Below are 17,631 nucleotides of genomic sequence, written 5' to 3' on the forward strand. Positions count from 1 at the left end.
GATGCCGGTGATCCGTGAAAATGTGGATAGGCGCGGGCGCCCGCGTCACGTTCACACGACCTGCCCGCCGCATCTCGTCGACGAGAATCGAGGTGAGACGTATCCACGATGGCCCCGGCTCCGAACAACAGGACATGACACTCCTTTCGATGAATGCTGCCCATCGGATGACCACTCGGGACCTACCGACCGGACTGGGTCCCGCAGTAGATGAGTGGGCCGGTGACCTGGAGCTGACCACCCGCTCCGGCAAGGGGATGCGCTCCGCGCTCTTCGATGCCGTGTACACAGCCGCCGGGGGTGACGACGAGACGGTGCGCGCTGTCGCGTGCCGGGCGTTGGAGCTCCTGCACGAGGCGTTCCTCGTCCACGACGACCTGGCGGACGGGGACAGCGAGCGCCGCGGCGAGCCCAACCTGCAGGGGCGCACCACCGCGCGGGCCATCGCCCACGGGATCGGGGTCGGGCCAGCCGGACACCTCGGTCAGGTCGCCGGACTGCTCGGCGGCGACCTACTGCTCGTGTCGGCGATGGCCGAGTTCGCCCGCATTCCTGTGCCGACCCCCGTGCTGCACCGCGTTCTGGACGAGGTGCAGAGCGCGGTCGTGGCGTCGATCGCGGGGGAGTACGCCGACGTCCACGGCACAGTCGAGCGCGTGCCCCCCGACCGTGAACGGGCACTGGCGATAGGTGGCGCAAAGACCGCCGCCTACTCCGTCTGCCTGCCCCTGGTGGCGGGTGCGGTGCTCGCCGGCGCGTCCGACGAGGTCATCTCCACGCTTCGTGAGGCCGGCCACCACCTGGGGACCGCGTACCAGGTGATCGATGATGTACTGGGCGTGTTCGGTGACCCGGCGGTGACCGGCAAGTCCAACGAGGGAGACCTGATCCGACGCGCGCCGACGGTTCTGCTCGCCTACGCGGCCACCACGGGGGCGTGGCCTCGTATCGCCGCCGAACCGGACCCCGGGACCGCCCGCGAGTTGCTGCGTGAGATTGGTGCCCGTGAGCACGCGGTGGGCATCGCCGAGGATCTGGTCACCGCCGCCCGCGCCACGTTGGATTCGCCGGCAGTGCCCCACGATGTCCGAGCCGCCCTCGGCCCCCACCTGGCCGCCGCCCTGGAGAGGACCCGATGACCCAGCAGAGCCCCCACGCGGAATTCACCGACGCCGCCCGCCGGTGCAGTGAGGTGATCCTGCGTCGGTACTCGACGTCGTTCGCGCTGGCCTGTCGGCTGCTCGCGCCCGCCACCCGACCGCACGTCGCCGCGATCTACGCGTGGGCGCGGGTCGGGGACGAGGTCGTCGACGGCGCGATGGAGGACCCGGTTGCCGCGCGCGAGCTCATCGCCGAGGCGCGCCGCCGCACCCACCGTGCGATCGAACGCGGACTGGACCCGGATCCGGTGACGCACGCGTTCGCCGACACCGCGCGTCGGTTCGGCATCGACGCGCGCCTGGTGGACCCGTTCTATGACTCGATGGAGGTGGACATCGACGTCACGGAGCACACCGAGGAGTCGCTCCGCCGGTACATCCACGGTTCCGCAGAGGTTATCGGCGAGATGTGTCTGCGCACGTTCGCCGGTGGGGGACTGGGTGACGACGACGAGATGGCCGCCGGAGCGCGTGCACTAGGTGCGGCGTTCCAGAAAGTGAACTTCCTCCGGGACATCCGGGAAGATTTCATGGACCTCGGTCGCAACTACCTGCCGGGCCGTGACCCGCGGGCACTGACAGAGAAGGACGTGCTCGAATTGGCCGACGATGTGGACGCGGATCTGCTCGTCGCCCGTGCGGCGATCAATCGGATCCCGGGTCGCGACCGCCTGGCGGTGGCCGCCGCCCACGACCTGTTCGCCGAACTCAATGACCGCCTGCGGGCGGCCGGCGCGGCCGGGGTGAGCGCGGGCCGGGTGCGGGTTCCCGATCCCGTCAAACTCGCGGTGATCGGCCGGGCTGCCGCCGGGCGTGGCCGGTCCGGTGCGCGTCCCGGCGCCGAGCGCGGCGGGCGTGCCCGCGGCAGGACGGTGACAAAATGAGCCCCCGGCCCGCCCCGGACGGGCCCGTCGTAGTGGTGGGCGGCGGCATCGCCGGTCTGGCGACCGCCGCGCTGCTGGCCCGCGAAGGACGCCACGTCACGCTGGTCGAGGCGTCCGACGAGGTCGGCGGGCGCGCGGGGAGTTGGTCTTCCGCCGGGTTCCGCTTCGACACCGGCCCCTCCTGGTATCTCATGCCGGAGGTCTTCGATCACTTCTTCCGCCTCTGCGGTACCTCCGCCGACGAGCAGTTGGACCTGGTGCGCCTGGACCCCGGGTACCGCGTGTACTTCGAGAACCGCCCAGAGTCGGTCGACATCCGTTCCGACCGGGCCGCCTCGACCGCGCTGTTCGAGTCTCTCGAGCCGGGCGCCGGACGCGTCCTGGGCAGGTACCTCGACTCGGCGCGGGCCACCTACGACCTCGCGCTGAAGAGGTTCCTCTACACCAACTTCACCTCGTATCCGGCGCTGGTGCGTCCCGATGTCCTGGCTCGCGCGGGTGCGCTGGTGGCCCGCCTGGTGCAGCCACTGCACTCGTTCGTCGCCCGCCGGTTCTCCGACCGACGTATCCAGCAGATTCTCGGCTACCCGGCGGTGTTCCTCGGGTCCTCGCCGTATCTGGCGCCGTCGATCTACCACCTCATGAGCCACCTCGACCTCACCGACGGAGTCCTCTATCCGCGTGGAGGGTTCACCGAGGTGATCACCGCGGTTCGGCGGGTGGCCGAGCAGCAGGGCGTGCACATCCACACGGGCACCGAGGCGATCGAACTGGTCACCACCTCCGACGCCCCGGGCGGTCGCTGGTCCGGTCGGAACAGGGCCCGGGTGAGGGGAGTCCGGGTGCGCGACCGCGAGGGGCGGGAGCGGACGCAGCCGGCCGCCCTCGTCGTCGGCGCCGCGGACCTCCACCACCTCGAGACCCGGTGGCTCCCAGAGAACCTCCGCACCTACCCGCAGTCGTACTGGGACTCCAAGACCCCCGGGCCCGGCGCGCTGCTGATGCTGCTCGGCGTGCGCGGAGACTTGCCGGAACTCGCGCACCACACGTTGTTGTTCACCGACCGCTGGGAGGAGGGCTTCGACGCCATCTTCGGCGACTCGCCCCATATCCCCGACCCGGCGTCGCTCTACGTGTGTCGACCCAGCGCCACCGATACGGACCAGGACGCCGGCATCGCACCGGAGGGGCACGAAAACCTTTTCGTCCTGGTCCCCATCCCCGCGGATCCGTCGCTGGGCCACGGCGGTGTGGACGGCGCGGGCGACGCGACGATCGAGGCGGCGGCCGACCAGGCCATCGCCCAGATCGCCGACTGGACCGGCATCCCAGACCTGGCCGAGCGAATCGTCGTGCGCCGCACCATCGCGCCCGCCGACCTCGAGGCCGACCTCGGCGCATGGCGCGGCACCGCCCTCGGCCCCGCGCATACGTTGGCGCAGAGCGCGTTCTTCCGCACCCGCAACGTCAGCAAGTACGTCGACGGGCTGTACTACGCAGGCGCCTCGACGATCCCCGGGATCGGGCTACCAATGTGTTTGATCAGCGCCGAGTTGGTGCTCAAGCACGTGCGCGGTGACACGAGTACCGCGCCCGTGGCCGAGCCGGGCGGGGGCACTGTTTTCGATCGGCCCGCCTTCGAACGGCCCGCCGAAGGCGGGGGCCCGGTGTCGGCGAGGTGATCGGGCTGGCCTACCTGGCGGTCCAGGTCATCTCGATCACCGGCATCCTCGTCATCGACCACCGATGGAAGCTCGCGGCGTTCCGCGCGCCGGCCGCGACCGCGCTCGCCGTGACCGCGTCGGTGGCACTGCTGCTCACATGGGACGTCCTCGGGGTGCGCAGCGGGGTGTTCTTCCGCGGGCAGACCGACTTCATGACCGGGCTACTGGTGGCGCCCGAGATCCCGCTCGAGGAGGTCGTGTTCCTAGCGTTCCTGTCTCATCTCGCGCTGGTGTGCGCGACGGGCGTGGTCCGGGCAGTCGAGCACGCCTCGTCGCGACGGCCCGGCAACGCGGGGGAGCGTTCGTGAGTATCTACTCGACCATCAACTTCACCATGACCATCCCCGTCGTGGTCGCCGCACTCATCGCGTTGTGGCGCCTGCGTGGGGCCGAGCGTCGCCGCTGGCTGGTCGGGGTCGGCGGCTCACTCGTGGTGCTGTTGATCCTCACCGCGATCTTCGACAACATCATGATTTCGGCCGGGCTCGTGGCCTACGACGACGCGGTGACCAGCGGCGTTCGCCTGGGCGTGGCCCCGATAGAGGACTTCGCCTACGCCGTCGCGGTAGCCGTGTTCGTGCCGTCGGTGTGGTTCGTGCTCACCGCGGGGCCGCGCACCGGCGACCGAGGCACAGGGGCCGACAACGAAGAAGCTGGCCACGCGGCGGGGAGCGTCGACGACGTCCTGATCCGCACCCCCGAGCGCCCTGCCACACCGGGGCTGCTCACGACACTGTTCTGGTCGTCCCGCCCGGTGTCGTGGGTGAACACCGCCGCCCCGTTTGCGCTGGCGTACTTCTTGGCCACGGGTGGGTTCGACCTTGTCGGGGTGATCGGCACGATCTTCTTCCTGGTGCCGTACAACCTCGCGATGTACGGGATCAACGATGTCTTCGACTACGAGTCGGACCTGCGCAACCCGCGCAAGGGCGGGGTGGAGGGGGCGGTGCTGGAGCGGTCCCGGCACACGGCGACGCTCGTGGCCTCGGCCGTGACGACCGTGCCGTTCCTCGTGTACCTCGTGGTGGTCGGCACGCTGGAGTCGTCCCTGTGGTTGGCGGCGAGCGCGTTCGCGGTGATTGCCTACAGCGCCAGGGGGCTGCGGTTCAAGGAGATCGCGTTCCTGGACTCGGTCACCTCCGCGTTCCACTTCGTCTCGCCGGCGATCGTCGGATGGACCATCGCCGGGGCGGACCTCAGCGGCGGAGTGTGGGCGTGCCTGGTGGCGTTCATGCTGTGGGGCGCGGCATCACAGGCGTTCGGCGCCGTGCAGGATGTGCGCTTCGACCGCGAGGCCGGCCTCTCCTCTGTCGCGACCGTCCTCGGTGCGCGGGCCGCGGTGTGGTTCGCGCTGGCTTGTTACGCCGCCGCGGTGCTGGTGTTGCTCATCGCGGCGCCGTGGCCTGCATCGGGCGCGGCGTTCGCCATCCTGCCGTACCTGGCCACGGTGGCCGCCTACGGTCGGGTCACCGACGCTACCGCCGAGGCGACCAACGAGGGCTGGAAGCGCTTTCTCGTGCTCAACATGCTGGCCGGGTTCTGCGTCACGCAACTCATCCTGTGGGCGGTGCTCGTCTGGGCCTGAGCCCGGTGGAGGGACGGCGGGGCAGGGGGCCGGGGCGCGGGCCGCGGCAGGGGCCGGGGTCGGGGCGGGCAGACAAGCAGCGCACCTGCCGACGGTCCGCTGGCACTTCGGCATACGCGCTGTTTGTGGTCCATTCGGCGAGCGCACCCCGGAGGTGCGCGTACATTCCGGCATCGCAGGTCACAGCGCGAGACCCGCAGGCTGCCGAGCTCAGCGCTGGACGCGCTCTCTCCAGCGCTGCGACGGCGGGCTCGTGCGCCAGTTGCGGAAGATCGTCCGGAACGCCCGGGAGAAGCGTCGCCGCATGGCCGCCGGGTCGTCGAAGGGCCGCGCCGAGATCCCCACGGTCAGAGATCGGTCCACCAGTAGTCGGTCGTCGGCGCCGAACTGGAACGACAGGTCGATGTCGTCGTGCAGCTCCGGGTCAATCCTGTTGACCCCGCCACGCACCCGCTCCCACGCGCTCCGGCGCATCGCCAGGTTGGAGCCGAAAAGGACCGGGTGGGCCATGGCTGCGCCAACGGAGACGAAGAACGCATCCATGTAGAGAAGCTTCGCGGCGCGGGCCCGCCAGCCCGTCAGCCCGATGAACTCACCCGGGCCGGAGACCGCGTCGAGCTGGGAATCGGCCGCGAACGCCGCCTCGACCCGCGCAAGCCACTCCGGTCCGGGCCGGGAGTCGGCATCGAGCCTGGCGATGATGTCGCCGGTCGCCGAGTCGTAGCCGGTCGCGGCCGCAGCGGGGATGCCGCGACGTGGTTCGGCGACAACCCGGGCGGCTGCGCCGAGAGCCACCGCGACACTGTCGTCCGAGCACCCGTTGTCCACCACGACCACCTCGTCGGGCAGGCGCGTCTGTTCGGCGAGAGCGGCCAGACACCCCTCGAGTTCGCGGGCGTCGTCTAGGACGGGGATCACCACGGAGATGCGCACCGGACCATCCTGCCAGGGGCCCGTGAACCGCGCCCGACAAGGCGATTTGTGTCGCGTTCGACCGTGTGTGTAATCTGCTAGAGGCTTACGCGCCGAGCGGTTGGGACTCCAATGGTGAAGCGCGGCCCGCCCCCTTAGCTCAGTCGGCAGAGCGTTTCCATGGTAAGGAAAAGGTCGTCGGTTCGATTCCGACAGGGGGCTCGCACTGTGCGGGGCGGCTCGATCGTCCGACTGGCAGGGCATGCCGGTGTAGCTCAGCTGGTTAGAGCGCACGACTCATAATCGTGAGGTCGGGGGATCGAGTCCCCCCACCGGTACGACAACACCACGAAGGTCGCCCGCGTATGCGCGGGCGGCCTTCGTTTTTCTCGGGGTGTCCTCGCCGGCTCCGTTCGGCGTCCGCGGCCGCGGTGCACCCGCGCTCACCCGCCTACGCCCTCCGGTAACGTCGGCGCCTGTGAGCACAGACAACGCTGATGACCTCGTCGTCGTCGGAGATCCGGTCACCGTCACCGACGAGGTGGTGGCACGCTTCGCCGAGGCTGTGGGCGCACCTGCCGGGCAGGTCCCGGTCACCCTCGCGGCCTCGCTGACGGCACCGGTCCAACGCGCGGTGATGGAGCACTCGGCGCTGCGCATCGACCTGGCCCGCACCCTCCACACCGCACAGTCCAGCGAGCACCACCGTCCGATCCGCGTGGGTGACGTCCTCACCGCCACTGCCACCGTCACCGGCGTCCGCTCGGCGCGCGGTGGACGGATGATCGGGTTCGACACGGTGTTGCGCGACGCCGCCGGCGACCCCGTCCAGACCCTGAGTAGCGCACTGCTCACCGCGGAGGTGCAGGCATGACCGACCGGATGAGAACGACGACGACGGGGACTCCCGCCGCCGGGGACGTCCTGCCGTCGCGGATTCTGCCGCTCACGCGGGATGACCTGCGCCGATACGCCGAGGCGTCAGGGGATCACAATCCCATCCACCTCGACGACGAAGCGGCCCGCGCGCTCGGTCTGCCCGGTGTGGTGGCCCACGGGATGCTGACCTCGGCCCTAGCTATCGGGGTCGTGGCCGAGTGGGCAGGGGGAGCGGATCGTGTGGTGGCGACCGCGTTCCGCTTCGCCGGGCCCGTGGTGGTCCCCGCCGACGTCCCGGCCCGGCTGGAGGTGACGGGGGCGGTGCGCAAGGTAGCCGAGGACTCCTCAACCGCCGACGTTGCGCTCGCGGTGACCTGCGGTGGGGCGAAGGTGTTCGGAAAGGCGATCGTCACGGTCTCGCTCGAGGGGTGACCCGCGACGATTTCGGGCCACCGGCTGCGCTGTCGTACACTGGGACGCCCGACCGAACGCGGTCGCGGACCGCGCTGCCCGAGGCAGTCGCCGACACTGTAGAGTCGAGGCGTTCGTGCGGCCCGCAGCGCGGGATGGCACGGGTGGCCGGGTGACCGGCCGAAGGGGCGTAGCTCAATTGGCAGAGCAGCGGTCTCCAAAACCGCAGGTTGCAGGTTCAAGTCCTGTCGCCCCTGCACTTCCCGCAAGCCAGACGACCCGGAGGTAGCCGCGTGAGCCAGGATCGCGACGACGACGTCGACATCAGCGGCGCCCGCGATTCCGACGCCGCCGCTGCCGTCCCGACCGGCAAGGCGGGCCGCGGCGACACTGCTGTGGCGGGCCGGGTCCGTACGGACGCGGACAAGCCGGAGGACACGCGGACCGCCCGCACGAATCCCATCCAGTACATCAAGCAGGTGGTCGAGGAGCTCCGCAAGGTCATCTGGCCTACGCGAAACCAGATGGTCACCTACACCATCGTGGTGTTCCTCTTCCTCATCTTCATGACCGCGCTGGTCTCGGGCGTCGACTTCGGCGCGGGCAAGCTCGTCGAGCTCGTCTTCGACCGCTAGAGACCTGCCGCTGGGGTCCGGGGCGAGATCCGGACCGCCGAACTTCGAGAGGACCGCATTTCCGTGAGCGACATCGATCAGAGCCCCGAGGCCGAGGGCGCCGAGCAGGCCGCGACCGAGGCGGACGCGGTGCTCGGTGACACGGCCGCGGATCCCACCGAGTCCGACGCCGGCGCCCCTGGCGCCACAGACGATCTCGAGACGGCCCTCGACGAGGACGTCGAGGGCGAGACCATCCCCGAGGGGGACGAGACCGAGGCGGAGAAGGAGCTGGCCGAGTCGGCCCTCGAGACCCCCGACGAATCGACGGACGAGGCCCCCGCTGTGGAGGCTGCTCCCACGATCGATCCGGTCATCGCGTTCAAGCGTCAGCTGCGCAAACTTCCCGGTGACTGGTTCGTCATCCATTCGTACGCCGGGTACGAGAACAAGGTGAAGGCCAACCTCGAGACCCGCGCCGTGACCCTGGGCGCAGAGGACAAGATCTTCCAGGTCGAGGTCCCGGTCGAGGAGTTCACCGAGGTCAAGAACGGCCAGAAGAAGGTCGCCAACCGCAAGGTCCTGCCGGGCTACGTGCTCGTGCGCATGGAGCTCGACGACGAGTCGTGGGGCGTCGTGCGCAACACCCCCGGCGTCACCGGGTTCGTCAGTGCGACGGGCGGCGCTTCCGGCAGCCCCACTCCGCTCTCCTTGAGCGACGTGGCCAAGTTCCTGGCGCCCAAGCCCGAGAAGAAGTCGGTCGCTGCTGGCACCGCCGACGACTCGGGCTTCGCCCCGCAGAACGTTGAGGTGGAGTTCACGGTCGGCGAGTCGGTCACCGTCATGGACGGTCCGTTCGCTACTCTCCCCGCCTCCATCTCCGAGGTGGACCCGGCCGCCCAGAAGCTCAAGGTCCTCGTGTCGATCTTCGGGCGCGAGACCCCGGTCGAGCTCGGCTTCACGCAGGTCGAGAAGATCGACTGACATTCAGAACTCCCACGACGACCCGTCCCGCGCCCGGCGTGGGGCGGGTCGCTCGTCTGTGAGCATGGCCCGCCCCGGCGATTAGGGTTCCGACACGCGGCGCGCGTACACTCTCCAAGGTTGCGCCTGTCTTCCCGCGTGCCCTCCGAGGGGGGCCGTGTGGGGGCGTGGTGCACACGACAGTCGGCCTCCCGCGTGTACAGCGCGGAGCCGAGATCCAGTCGAAGAATCAGGAAGACGATGCCTCCGAAGAAGAAGAAGGTCTCAGGGCTCATCAAGCTCCAGATCAACGCCGGTGCCGCCAATCCGGCTCCGCCGGTCGGTCCGGCTCTGGGTGCCCATGGTGTCAACATCATGGAGTTCTGCAAGGCCTACAACGCAGCCACCGAAAACCAGCGCGGAAACGTCGTGCCGGTCGAGATCACGGTCTACGAGGACCGTTCTTTCGACTTCAAGCTGAAGACGCCGCCGGCCGCCAAGCTCCTGCTCAAGGCCGCTGGCCTGCAGAAGGGCTCCGGCACCCCGCACTCCGCCAAGGTCGGCAAGGTCTCCATGGACCAGGTCCGTGAGATCGCCCAGACCAAGCTGGAGGACCTCAACGCCAACGACGTCGACCAGGCCGCGAAGATCGTCGCCGGCACCGCCCGCTCGATGGGCATCACGGTCGAGGGCTGATCTCCACCACCGAAAACAACTGTGGGAGGGCAGCTCAGGCCCGCACCACACCCGACCGTCGCGTGATCGACGCGGCAGGAATGGAATTCACATGAGCAAGAACAGCAAGGCCTTCAAGGCCGCAGCTGACAAGGTCGACCGCACCAAGCTGTACTCGCCTCTGGACGCCCTGGCACTGGCCAAGGAGACCGGCTCGACGAAGATGGACTCCACCGTCGAGGTCGCCATGCGACTTGGCGTCGACTCCCGCAAGGCGGACCAGATGGTCCGCGGCACCGTGAACCTTCCGCACGGTACCGGTAAGACCGCCCGCGTCATCGTCTTCGCGGCCGGCGAGAAGGCCACCGAAGCAGAGGCGGCCGGCGCAGACGTCGTGGGCTCCGAGGAGCTCATCGAGCGCATCCAGGGCGGCTGGCTCGACTTCGACGCCGCGATCGCCACCCCGGATCAGATGGCCAAGGTCGGCCGTGTGGCCCGCGTGCTCGGCCCGCGTGGCCTCATGCCCAACCCCAAGACGGGCACCGTCACGATGGACGTCACCAAGGCCGTCAACGACATCAAGGGCGGCAAGATCACCTTCCGCACCGACAAGGCCAACAACCTGCACTTCATCGTGGGCAAGGCGTCCTTCACCGCCGAACAGCTCACGGAGAACTACCAGGCCGCGATAGACGAGATCATGCGCCTTAAGCCGTCCTCCTCGAAGGGCCGCTACCTCCAGAAGGTCACCATCTCCACGACGACCGGACCCGGCATCCCGGTCGACTCGTCGGCGATCTCCAAGCTTCTCGAGGCGGACAGCGACGCATAAGTGAGCTGACCAGCTCGGCTGAAGGCCCCGCGACCGGACAACCGGCCGCGGGGCCTTCCCGCATTTCGGGGCCGGCGCCCCCGCGGGAGCACCCGGATACGGGAGGATGACCCCATGACCACCCGCTCGACGAGTTCCGTCACCATCCGCGACGTCGCACTGCGCGACGGGCTCCAGCTCACCGATGGCAGGCTGTCCACGGAGTCCAAGATCGCTCTGGTCCGGACTCTGCTCGCAATCGGGATCCCGGAGCTCGAGGTGGGGTCCATGGCGCGTCCGGACCTCGTGCCTGCGCTGGCGGACACACTCGAGGTGGTCGCAGCCCTCGATGAGGCCGAGCGCGACCGCTGTTGGGTGTGGGTCGCGACGCCGGGGCACGTGCGCCGCGCGGCGGACGCGGGGGTCCGCCGCTTCCAGTACTGCTTGTCGGTGACTGACGAGCACAATATGGCCAACATCGGCCGCGACACTGCTACCAGCATGGACGCGCTGCCCGAGGCCATCGAGACTGCGGCGGCGGCCGGTGGCGCCGTCCAACTCTGTCTGGCGACCTCCTTCACCTGTCCGATCAGCGGGCCGGTCGATCCAGAGCGGGTTCTGGAGCTGGTCGCCGACCCGCGTGGGGAGGGCACCGTCGATGTGGTGTTGGCCGACACGCTCGGCCAGGCGCATCCGCAGCAGGTGGGCGACCTCGTTGCCGCCGCAGTCGGGCCAGCCGGGGAGCGCCGGATCGTCTTCCACGGTCACGACACGTGGGGGATGGGCGTCGCAAACACGCTCGCGGCGGTGGGCGCGGGGGCGCGGATGGTGGACGCCGCGCTCGGTGGACTCGGGGGCTGCCCGTTCGCCCCGGGCGCGTCCGGGAATACGGCGACCGAGGACGTGCTGTTCGCGCTCCGGCCCGACTGGCTCGACCCCGGTCGATTCCACGAAATCGTGGCAGCCTCCGGTCGAATGCTCGCCGAGCTCGGTGAGGGGTCACGGTCTCGGACATCGTCCGGAGCTCACGGTAACGGCCGACTGTTCGAGTGGACCCTGCCCGTGGGCTGACGCTGGTACCGGCCGCATGACAAAGACCGGTCCCGGCCGGCACCAGGCCATCCGGTCGCCGCGCGGCGGGTCAGATGACCCCGCGGGCGGTCAGATCGGACAGGCGCGGTTCGTCGAAGCCGAGCAGATCGCGATAGACGGCCTCGTTGTCGAAGCCCGGCTCCGGCGCACCACCGCGCCATACCGTCCCGGGTGTGCCGCCGAGGACGGGCACGATGCCGGGGCCGAGCACGGTGTCCTCCACGCCCGGCACGGTGTGCGGGATGATCATGTCGCGGGCGAGGAACTGCTCGTCGCGAACAACGTCCGCGACGGTGTTGACCGGACCCACCACCACTCCGGCGGACTCGAGAATCTCACGGATCTGCTCGGCGGTCCGTTCGGCCGCCCAGTCGGCGATGATCGCGTCGATCTCGTCCTGGTGCATCCCTCGCGCAGAGTGGTCCACGAACCGCGGATCCTCGGCCAGTTCTGGACGCGCCATCGCCCCGCACAACCGGCGGAAGACGGTGTCCTGGTTTGCGGCAATAATCACCCACAATCCGTCTGCGGACCGGTACAGGTTCGACGGGGCGATGCCCTCGAGTCGGGTGCCGGAGGGGCCGCGCACGACCCCGGCCGCGTCGTAGTCCGGGATGACAGACTCCTGCACCGCCAGGCACGACTCTGTGAGCGCGACGTCCACCACCTGGCCCCGGCCGGTGGTGGTGCGGGCCAAGAGCGCCGCGAGGATCCCCTGCACGGCGAACATCCCGCCGAGGGTGTCTCCGATTGACAAGGCCATGCGCGGCGGTGGCATGCCCGGGAAACCATTGAGGTGTCGCAGGCCCGACACCCCCTCGGCGACCGAGGCGTAGCCGGCGCGGGCGGCCTGCGGGCCGGTCTGGCCGTAACCCGACACTCGACCGAGTACCAGGCCCGGATTGATCTCGTGGAGTCGTTCGGGCCCGAGCCCCCATTTCTCCAGGGTGCCGGGGCGGAAGTTCTCCACCACGACGTCGGCGCGGGCGACCAGGTCGAGAAAGATCGCAGCGCCGTCGTCCGAGCGGAGGTCGAGGGTGATGGACTCCTTGTTGCGCGCGTGCACTGTCCAGAAATGGCGACGTCCGTCGCGCTCGCCCTGGCCCCATGTGCGCAGTGGGTCCGGGCGACCAGGGTCCTCGATCTTGATTACCCGGGCACCCATGTCGCCGAGGAGACGGCCGGCGAACGGCCCGGCGATGAGGGTGCCGAGTTCCAATACGAGCATCCCGGCCAAGGGGCCGCTGCGATCCTGCGCGAGATCCTGCCGTAAGACGTCCTGACCTGCGCGTCCCCGTGACACTCCCACGTGCGTCGATTCACCCTCTGTCATGCCGGTGCCTCCTCATCGCGCGGGATCGATGACGTCAAGACCCACGCCTGGCAGAACCATAGGTGCACAGTCTTCTCCTCGGTGCGGGTCAGACGGCCACCCGGACCGTGAGCGCCCTGCGCTTGATCCGCGCCGAGAATTCGGTCACTGTGCCGCAGTCCTCGCCGTCGATCTGGAACGCCCCCGGTTTCTCCAGAACCCGGGCGGTCACCTCGACGCCCTGGCGGAAATCCACGGGGAGAGTCCGGCGCTCGTCCTGCTCGCCAGCGGGCGGTGCCTTCCGCCGTAGCGCGGTGAGGCGGTGACGGACGGTGTGCTGGGCCAGGACGGTGCCGGCCTGCGCCCATTCGATAACGCCCTTTGCGCGCAGCGCCATGACGTCGAGCAGTCCGTCGTCGATCACGGCGGCAGGGAGCAGGACCATCCCGCCCTGCAGCATCCCGCAATTCGCGACGAGCAACATCCGCGCACGGGTCTGGACGGGAGGTCCGTCATCCAGCGAATACTCCAGTTTGATTCGGTGTCCGCGCACCAGTGTGTTCGCGAATGACCCGACGTATGCCAGCCAGCCCACCCTAGCCTTGAGATCGGCGTCGGTGCCCGCGATCATGTCGGCGTCCATCCCTGCTCCGAGCATCACTAGGAACACGTCGTCGTGGGACTCACCGTCCCCATCGGTGTACCGGACCTCGCCGAGATCGATCGCCCGGCTCCGGCCGCTCATGGCGACGTGCAGCGCGCGGTCGATATCGTCCAGCGGAATGTCGAGGTTGCGGGCGAGCAGGTTGCCGGTGCCGAGTGGGACCAAGCCCATGGGTACCGAGGTGCCGAGCAGGCCCTGGGCCACCGACCGGACGGTGCCGTCGCCGCCGCATGCGATCACCAGCCCGACACCGTCGGCGGCCGCTCGTGCCGCTTGGCCGGTGCCGGGGTCCTCCTCGGTGGTCGCGTAGAAGACGGGGTCCGTCCAGCCGTGCTTGGACGCCCTCGCCTCGGCGCGGCGGCGCACCTCGTCGAAGCCGACTTTAGTGGGGTTATAGACGACGGCGAGGCGGGACGGGGTTCGGGACACTGCACCAATGTGTCAGAAAGCCGAACGGGCCGCCATTCGCAGCTACCGGGACGATTTGGTCCGCGCGGTGGGCCACCTATAGTCTGAATCCGAAGTTTGAACGCCCGAGGGTCCTGCTCTCGGGCACCTGATCAAGTTTCACCGAAGACCGCAGGTCGCCGCTCCCGCCGGGGGTGGTCGAAGGGTCCGGGAGCGCCCGGACGGCCCGCGCAGGAGAACACCGGTCAGCGTCGGAAGTGCCGTGGGTCCCCGGGCCCGCGCCATCCCCTCCACGCCCCGTGCCGCCTGCGCACGGGGCGTTCGTGTTTTCTCGGGCGAGATGATGCAGAAAGGAGGCGAAACATGGCAAAGCCCGCAAAGGTCCAGGCCGTCGAGGAGATCAAGCAGCACTTCCAGAACTCCTCGACCGCCGTGGTCACCGAGTACCGCGGACTCTCCGTTCCGCAGGTCACCGAACTGCGCAAGATACTGGGTGACGGGGCCACGTACACCGTGGCGAAGAACACCCTGGTCAAGCGTGCGGCTGAGGAAGCCGGAGTCGAGGGTCTCGACGACCTCCTGTCCGGCCCCACCGCCATCGCGTTCGTCACCGGTGAGGTCGTGGACGCCGCCAAGGCGCTCAAGAACTTCGCCAAGGACAACAAGGCGCTCGTCATCAAGGGCGGTGTCATGGACGGCTCCCCGCTGTCCGCCACCGAACTCGACAAGATCGCCGAGCTCGAGTCCCGTGAGGTCCTGCTCGCGAAGATGGCTGGTGCCCTCAAGGGTAACCAGACCAAGGCCGCCGGCCTGTTCAACGCGCCTGCTTCGCAGCTGGCACGTCTGTTCGCGGCGCTCCAGGACAAGAAGAACTGACACACCCCACATGTTTCCGGGCCGTCTGACGGCACCGGGACCAACAGAAAGGACGCCACCATGGCGAAGCTCAGCAACGACGAGCTGCTCGAGGCCTTCAAGGAGATGACTCTTCTCGAGCTCTCCGAGTTCGTGAAGCTGTTCGAGGACACCTTCGAGGTCACCGCAGCCGCTCCGGTCGCCGTCGCGGCCGCCGGTGCCCCGGCTGCCGGTGGCGAGGCCGCCGCCGAGCAGGACGAGTTCGACGTCGTCCTCGAGTCGGCCGGCGACAAGAAGATCGGCGTGATCAAGGTCGTGCGCGAGCTCGTGTCCGGCCTGGGCCTCAAGGAGGCCAAGGATCTCGTCGAGTCCGCCCCCAAGGCGATCATCGAGAAGGCCGACAAGGAGGCCGCCGAGGCCGCCAAGACCAAGCTCGAAGAGGCTGGCGCGACGGTCACCCTCAAGTGATCTGACGTACCACTGCTTCACCAGGGGCGGCCCGGCGACAACGTCGGGCCGCCCCTGGCATCTGTCTGGTGTCCGTGCGCTCGCCAGACAGCAGCCGTCGATAACGGGACACTTATCGGGGGCATGTAACAAAGCACGGCGTCGGAGCGGTAGTTTACAGTGACCGTGGCCACAGATCAGGGCTGCAGTGAGGAGTGGTTGACGTGGGTGTCGAGGTTTCCGTTGAGGGTCTGACCAAGTCCTTCGGTTCACAGAAGATCTGGGAGGACGTCACGTTCACGCTTCCCGAGGGTGAGGTCAGCGCTCTGCTCGGTCCGTCGGGCACCGGCAAGTCGGTGTTCCTCAAGTCGCTCATCGGGCTCCTGCGCCCGGAGCGCGGCAAGATCATCATCGACGGCACGGATATCCTGCAGTGCACCGCCAAAGAGCTCTACGAGATCCGGAAGCTGTTCGGGGTCCTGTTCCAGGACGGTGCGCTGTTCGGGTCGATGGACCTCTACGACAACGTGGCGTTCCCGCTGCGAGAGCACACCCGCAAGTCGGAGTCCGAAATCCGTGACATCGTCATGGAGAAGCTCGAACTGACCGGTCTGACCGGCGCCGAGGGAAAGCTGCCCGGCGAGATCTCGGGCGGTATGCGCAAGCGGGCCGGCCTTGCGCGTGCGCTGGTGTTGGACCCGGAGATCATCCTGGTCGATGAGCCGGACTCTGGTCTCGACCCCGTGCGTACGACCTACCTGGCGCAACTGTTGATCGACATCAACGCCCAGATCGACGCCACGATCCTCATCGTGACCCATAACATCAACCTCGCCCGCACGGTCCCGGACAACCTGGGCATGCTCTACCGCAAGAACCTCGTCATGTTCGGTCCGCGAGAGGTCCTGCTCACGAGCGAGGAACCATCGGTGCGCCAGTTCCTGCGTGGGTCCAAGCTCGGCCCGATCGGGATGTCCGAGGAAAAGGACGACGCACAGATGCGTGCGGAGCAGGCGGAGGCCGATGCCGGTCACAACGACGGGTCGCCGGGCGAAGACGAGGTCAAGGGTGTCCCGCCGCAGATGCAGCCCACCCCGGGTAGCCCCGAGCGCAAGGGTGAGACGCGACGCGAGAAGCGCGTGGCCGAGATGATGGACACGCTGCCGCCCGAGGCGCAGGACGCCATCCGGGCAGAGTGGACCGCCCGGGGCCACGGCAACAGTAAGGCCTCGGCCGAGGCACCCCAAGCGTCGTCCAAACCCTCCAGCGAGTCCGCGGCTCCGGCAACGTCAGCGGCGCCCGCCGGAGTCGCGGCACCAAGTGCGGGAGTCGACGACCACTACGGTTCCGCAGAGAACTAAGGCGGCGGAATCCGGCGGGGGGAGACAGATGGCGGAGGGCGCAGCTCAGCAGCCTGAAGGTACGACCGGGGTGGCACCTGCGGACGTCGGCAACGGAGTCCGTAAGGCCGTCGGCGAAGCCGGCAAGGTGTTCCGGCTGTTCCTCGAGGTGCTGCGGGGCATATTCAGGAGGCCGTTCCAGTTCCGTGAGTTCATCGGGCAGTCGTGGTTCATTGCGTCGGTGACGATTCTGCCGTCGGCACTGGTGGCGATCCCCTTCGGCGCGGTGGTCGCGATGCAAACAGGTTCTCTGGTCCAGCAGCTCGGGGCGGAGGCGTATACCGGTGCGACCGGCGTCCTCGCGGTCGTCCAGCAGGGTGCGCCGCTGGTGACCTCTCTGCTCATCGCCGGGGCGGCCGGGTCCGCGGTGGCGGCCGATCTGGGCGCCCGCAGCATCCGCGAGGAGCTTGACGCCATGCGGGTCCTGGGCATCGACCCGGTCCAACGCCTCGTCGTGCCCCGGGTGTTGGGGATGATGCTGGTCGCGGTGCTGCTCAACGGGTTAGTCTCGATCGTCGGTATCGCCGGCGGGTACGTGTTCAACATCCTCCTGCAGGGTGGCACCCCCGGTGCCTACCTCATGTCTTTCGGTGCGCTCGCCCAACTACCGGACTTCATCATGTCCTCGATCAAGGCCCTGGTTTTCGGACTCATCGCGGGAGTCGTGTCCTCGTACTGCGGCATGAACCCCAAGGGTGGGCCCAAGGGGGTCGGCGACGCCGTCAACCTGGGTGTCGTCCTCACCTTCCTCCTGCTGTTCTTCGCCAATCTCATCCTCACGGCGATGTATCTGCAGATCGTTCCGCCGAAGGGGTCATAGATGGCGATCCACACA

General features: G+C 68.7%; 19 protein-coding genes and 3 tRNA genes. 19 read left to right on the top strand and 3 right to left on the bottom strand.

Features of this window, described 5'->3' with window-relative positions:
* Positions 1 to 149: 149 nt before the first annotated feature.
* The 5 genes from FQ137_RS06990 to FQ137_RS07010 are packed head-to-tail and all read left to right on the top strand — an operon-like array spanning position 150 to position 5,353.
* Positions 150 to 1,139 carry a polyprenyl synthetase family protein gene (locus tag FQ137_RS06990; protein ID WP_255583760.1) on the top strand — a complete coding sequence of 330 codons (990 nt, stop codon included), beginning with the start codon at positions 150 to 152 and terminating at the stop codon, positions 1,137 to 1,139.
* Positions 1,136 to 2,044, top strand: a complete 909-nt coding sequence (locus tag FQ137_RS06995) for a squalene/phytoene synthase family protein (RefSeq protein WP_149291753.1) — start codon at positions 1,136 to 1,138, stop codon at positions 2,042 to 2,044. Before FQ137_RS06990 ends, FQ137_RS06995 begins: the two co-directional genes overlap by 4 nt.
* A complete protein-coding gene (gene crtI, locus FQ137_RS07000; protein ID WP_149291754.1) occupies positions 2,041 to 3,726 on the top strand; it encodes a phytoene desaturase family protein in 1,686 nt (561 codons plus the stop codon). The genes FQ137_RS06995 and crtI overlap by 4 nt, the downstream gene beginning before the upstream one ends.
* Positions 3,723 to 4,076 (top strand): lycopene cyclase domain-containing protein, encoded by a 354-nt coding sequence (locus FQ137_RS07005; protein ID WP_149291755.1) that lies wholly within the window; start codon positions 3,723 to 3,725, stop codon positions 4,074 to 4,076. Before crtI ends, FQ137_RS07005 begins: the two co-directional genes overlap by 4 nt.
* Positions 4,073 to 5,353 (top strand): prenyltransferase, encoded by a 1,281-nt coding sequence (locus tag FQ137_RS07010; protein WP_223146492.1) that lies wholly within the window; start codon positions 4,073 to 4,075, stop codon positions 5,351 to 5,353. Before FQ137_RS07005 ends, FQ137_RS07010 begins: the two co-directional genes overlap by 4 nt.
* Positions 5,354 to 5,563: 210 nt before the next feature.
* On the opposite strand, the gene FQ137_RS07015 is transcribed toward FQ137_RS07010, so the two are convergent.
* Positions 5,564 to 6,286 (bottom strand): glycosyltransferase family 2 protein, encoded by a 723-nt coding sequence (locus tag FQ137_RS07015; protein ID WP_149291756.1) that lies wholly within the window; start codon positions 6,284 to 6,286, stop codon positions 5,564 to 5,566.
* 128 nt (positions 6,287 to 6,414) lie between these two features.
* Here FQ137_RS07015 and FQ137_RS07020 point away from each other — a divergent pair.
* The 10 genes from FQ137_RS07020 to FQ137_RS07065 all read left to right on the top strand — a co-directional run bounded on the left by FQ137_RS07020 (position 6,415) and on the right by FQ137_RS07065 (position 11,689).
* Positions 6,415 to 6,487 (top strand) — tRNA-Thr (locus tag FQ137_RS07020).
* A 42-nt stretch (positions 6,488 to 6,529) separates the two neighbouring features.
* A tRNA-Met gene (locus FQ137_RS07025) sits at positions 6,530 to 6,603 on the top strand.
* Positions 6,604 to 6,743: 140 nt separating this feature from the next.
* Positions 6,744 to 7,139 (top strand): (3R)-hydroxyacyl-ACP dehydratase subunit HadA, encoded by a 396-nt coding sequence (gene hadA, locus FQ137_RS07030; protein ID WP_188064822.1) that lies wholly within the window; start codon positions 6,744 to 6,746, stop codon positions 7,137 to 7,139.
* Positions 7,136 to 7,576, top strand: a complete 441-nt coding sequence (locus tag FQ137_RS07035; protein ID WP_255583766.1) for a MaoC/PaaZ C-terminal domain-containing protein — start codon at positions 7,136 to 7,138, stop codon at positions 7,574 to 7,576. The genes hadA and FQ137_RS07035 overlap by 4 nt, the downstream gene beginning before the upstream one ends.
* Before the next feature lie 163 nt (positions 7,577 to 7,739).
* A tRNA-Trp gene (locus FQ137_RS07040) sits at positions 7,740 to 7,812 on the top strand.
* A 36-nt stretch (positions 7,813 to 7,848) separates the two neighbouring features.
* Positions 7,849 to 8,190: a preprotein translocase subunit SecE gene (gene secE / locus FQ137_RS07045; RefSeq protein ID WP_149291758.1), complete on the top strand. Its 342-nt coding sequence runs from the start codon at positions 7,849 to 7,851 to the stop codon at positions 8,188 to 8,190.
* A 63-nt stretch (positions 8,191 to 8,253) separates the two neighbouring features.
* Positions 8,254 to 9,153: a transcription termination/antitermination protein NusG gene (gene nusG / locus FQ137_RS07050; protein WP_149291759.1), complete on the top strand. Its 900-nt coding sequence runs from the start codon at positions 8,254 to 8,256 to the stop codon at positions 9,151 to 9,153.
* A gap of 240 nt (positions 9,154 to 9,393) precedes the next feature.
* Positions 9,394 to 9,828, top strand: a complete 435-nt coding sequence (rplK, locus tag FQ137_RS07055; RefSeq protein ID WP_149291760.1) for a 50S ribosomal protein L11 — start codon at positions 9,394 to 9,396, stop codon at positions 9,826 to 9,828.
* 91 nt (positions 9,829 to 9,919) lie between these two features.
* Positions 9,920 to 10,639 carry a 50S ribosomal protein L1 gene (rplA, locus tag FQ137_RS07060; RefSeq protein ID WP_149291761.1) on the top strand — a complete coding sequence of 240 codons (720 nt, stop codon included), beginning with the start codon at positions 9,920 to 9,922 and terminating at the stop codon, positions 10,637 to 10,639.
* Between the two features lie 114 nt (positions 10,640 to 10,753).
* Positions 10,754 to 11,689, top strand: a complete 936-nt coding sequence (locus FQ137_RS07065) for a hydroxymethylglutaryl-CoA lyase (protein ID WP_149291762.1) — start codon at positions 10,754 to 10,756, stop codon at positions 11,687 to 11,689.
* A gap of 70 nt (positions 11,690 to 11,759) precedes the next feature.
* Here FQ137_RS07065 and FQ137_RS07070 read toward each other — a convergent pair whose 3' ends face one another.
* Both FQ137_RS07070 and FQ137_RS07075 read right to left on the bottom strand, forming a co-directional pair.
* Positions 11,760 to 12,938: a CaiB/BaiF CoA-transferase family protein gene (locus FQ137_RS07070; RefSeq protein ID WP_149292700.1), complete on the bottom strand. Its 1,179-nt coding sequence runs from the start codon at positions 12,936 to 12,938 to the stop codon at positions 11,760 to 11,762.
* Between the two features lie 193 nt (positions 12,939 to 13,131).
* A complete protein-coding gene (locus tag FQ137_RS07075; protein WP_149291763.1) occupies positions 13,132 to 14,115 on the bottom strand; it encodes a diacylglycerol kinase family protein in 984 nt (327 codons plus the stop codon).
* A gap of 342 nt (positions 14,116 to 14,457) precedes the next feature.
* Between FQ137_RS07075 and rplJ the strand changes: the two genes are divergently transcribed.
* The 4 genes from rplJ (at position 14,458) to FQ137_RS07095 (ending at position 17,616) form a co-directional block, all read left to right on the top strand.
* Complete coding sequence (rplJ, locus tag FQ137_RS07080; protein WP_149291764.1) at positions 14,458 to 14,970, top strand: 50S ribosomal protein L10; 513 nt, start codon at positions 14,458 to 14,460, stop codon at positions 14,968 to 14,970.
* 60 nt (positions 14,971 to 15,030) lie between these two features.
* Entirely contained in the window at positions 15,031 to 15,417 is a 387-nt protein-coding gene (rplL, locus tag FQ137_RS07085) for a 50S ribosomal protein L7/L12 (RefSeq protein ID WP_149291765.1), read from the top strand.
* 203 nt (positions 15,418 to 15,620) lie between these two features.
* Positions 15,621 to 16,757 (top strand): ABC transporter ATP-binding protein, encoded by a 1,137-nt coding sequence (locus FQ137_RS07090; RefSeq protein ID WP_149291766.1) that lies wholly within the window; start codon positions 15,621 to 15,623, stop codon positions 16,755 to 16,757.
* A gap of 28 nt (positions 16,758 to 16,785) precedes the next feature.
* The gene (locus FQ137_RS07095; RefSeq protein WP_149291767.1) at positions 16,786 to 17,616 is read left to right on the top strand and encodes an ABC transporter permease; all 831 of its coding nucleotides are present in this window, start codon (positions 16,786 to 16,788) and stop codon (positions 17,614 to 17,616) included.
* The last annotated feature ends 15 nt before the right edge of the window (positions 17,617 to 17,631 follow it).

The organism is Dietzia sp. ANT_WB102 (assembly GCF_008369165.1).
Taxonomy (GTDB): Bacteria; Actinomycetota; Actinomycetes; order Mycobacteriales; family Mycobacteriaceae; genus Dietzia.

Coding starts and splice junctions, on each gene's coding strand:
- FQ137_RS07035 (WP_255583766.1), top strand. CDS start 7,136: ATGACCGACCGGATGAGAACGACGACGACGGGGACTCCCGCCGCCGGG.
- rplJ (WP_149291764.1), top strand. CDS start 14,458: ATGGCAAAGCCCGCAAAGGTCCAGGCCGTCGAGGAGATCAAGCAGCAC.
- crtI (WP_149291754.1), top strand. CDS start 2,041: ATGAGCCCCCGGCCCGCCCCGGACGGGCCCGTCGTAGTGGTGGGCGGC.
- FQ137_RS06995 (WP_149291753.1), top strand. CDS start 1,136: ATGACCCAGCAGAGCCCCCACGCGGAATTCACCGACGCCGCCCGCCGG.
- FQ137_RS06990 (WP_255583760.1), top strand. CDS start 150: ATGAATGCTGCCCATCGGATGACCACTCGGGACCTACCGACCGGACTG.
- rplL (WP_149291765.1), top strand. CDS start 15,031: ATGGCGAAGCTCAGCAACGACGAGCTGCTCGAGGCCTTCAAGGAGATG.
- rplA (WP_149291761.1), top strand. CDS start 9,920: ATGAGCAAGAACAGCAAGGCCTTCAAGGCCGCAGCTGACAAGGTCGAC.
- rplK (WP_149291760.1), top strand. CDS start 9,394: ATGCCTCCGAAGAAGAAGAAGGTCTCAGGGCTCATCAAGCTCCAGATC.
- FQ137_RS07065 (WP_149291762.1), top strand. CDS start 10,754: ATGACCACCCGCTCGACGAGTTCCGTCACCATCCGCGACGTCGCACTG.
- FQ137_RS07070 (WP_149292700.1), bottom strand. CDS start 12,938: ATGCTCGTATTGGAACTCGGCACCCTCATCGCCGGGCCGTTCGCCGGC.
- FQ137_RS07095 (WP_149291767.1), top strand. CDS start 16,786: ATGGCGGAGGGCGCAGCTCAGCAGCCTGAAGGTACGACCGGGGTGGCA.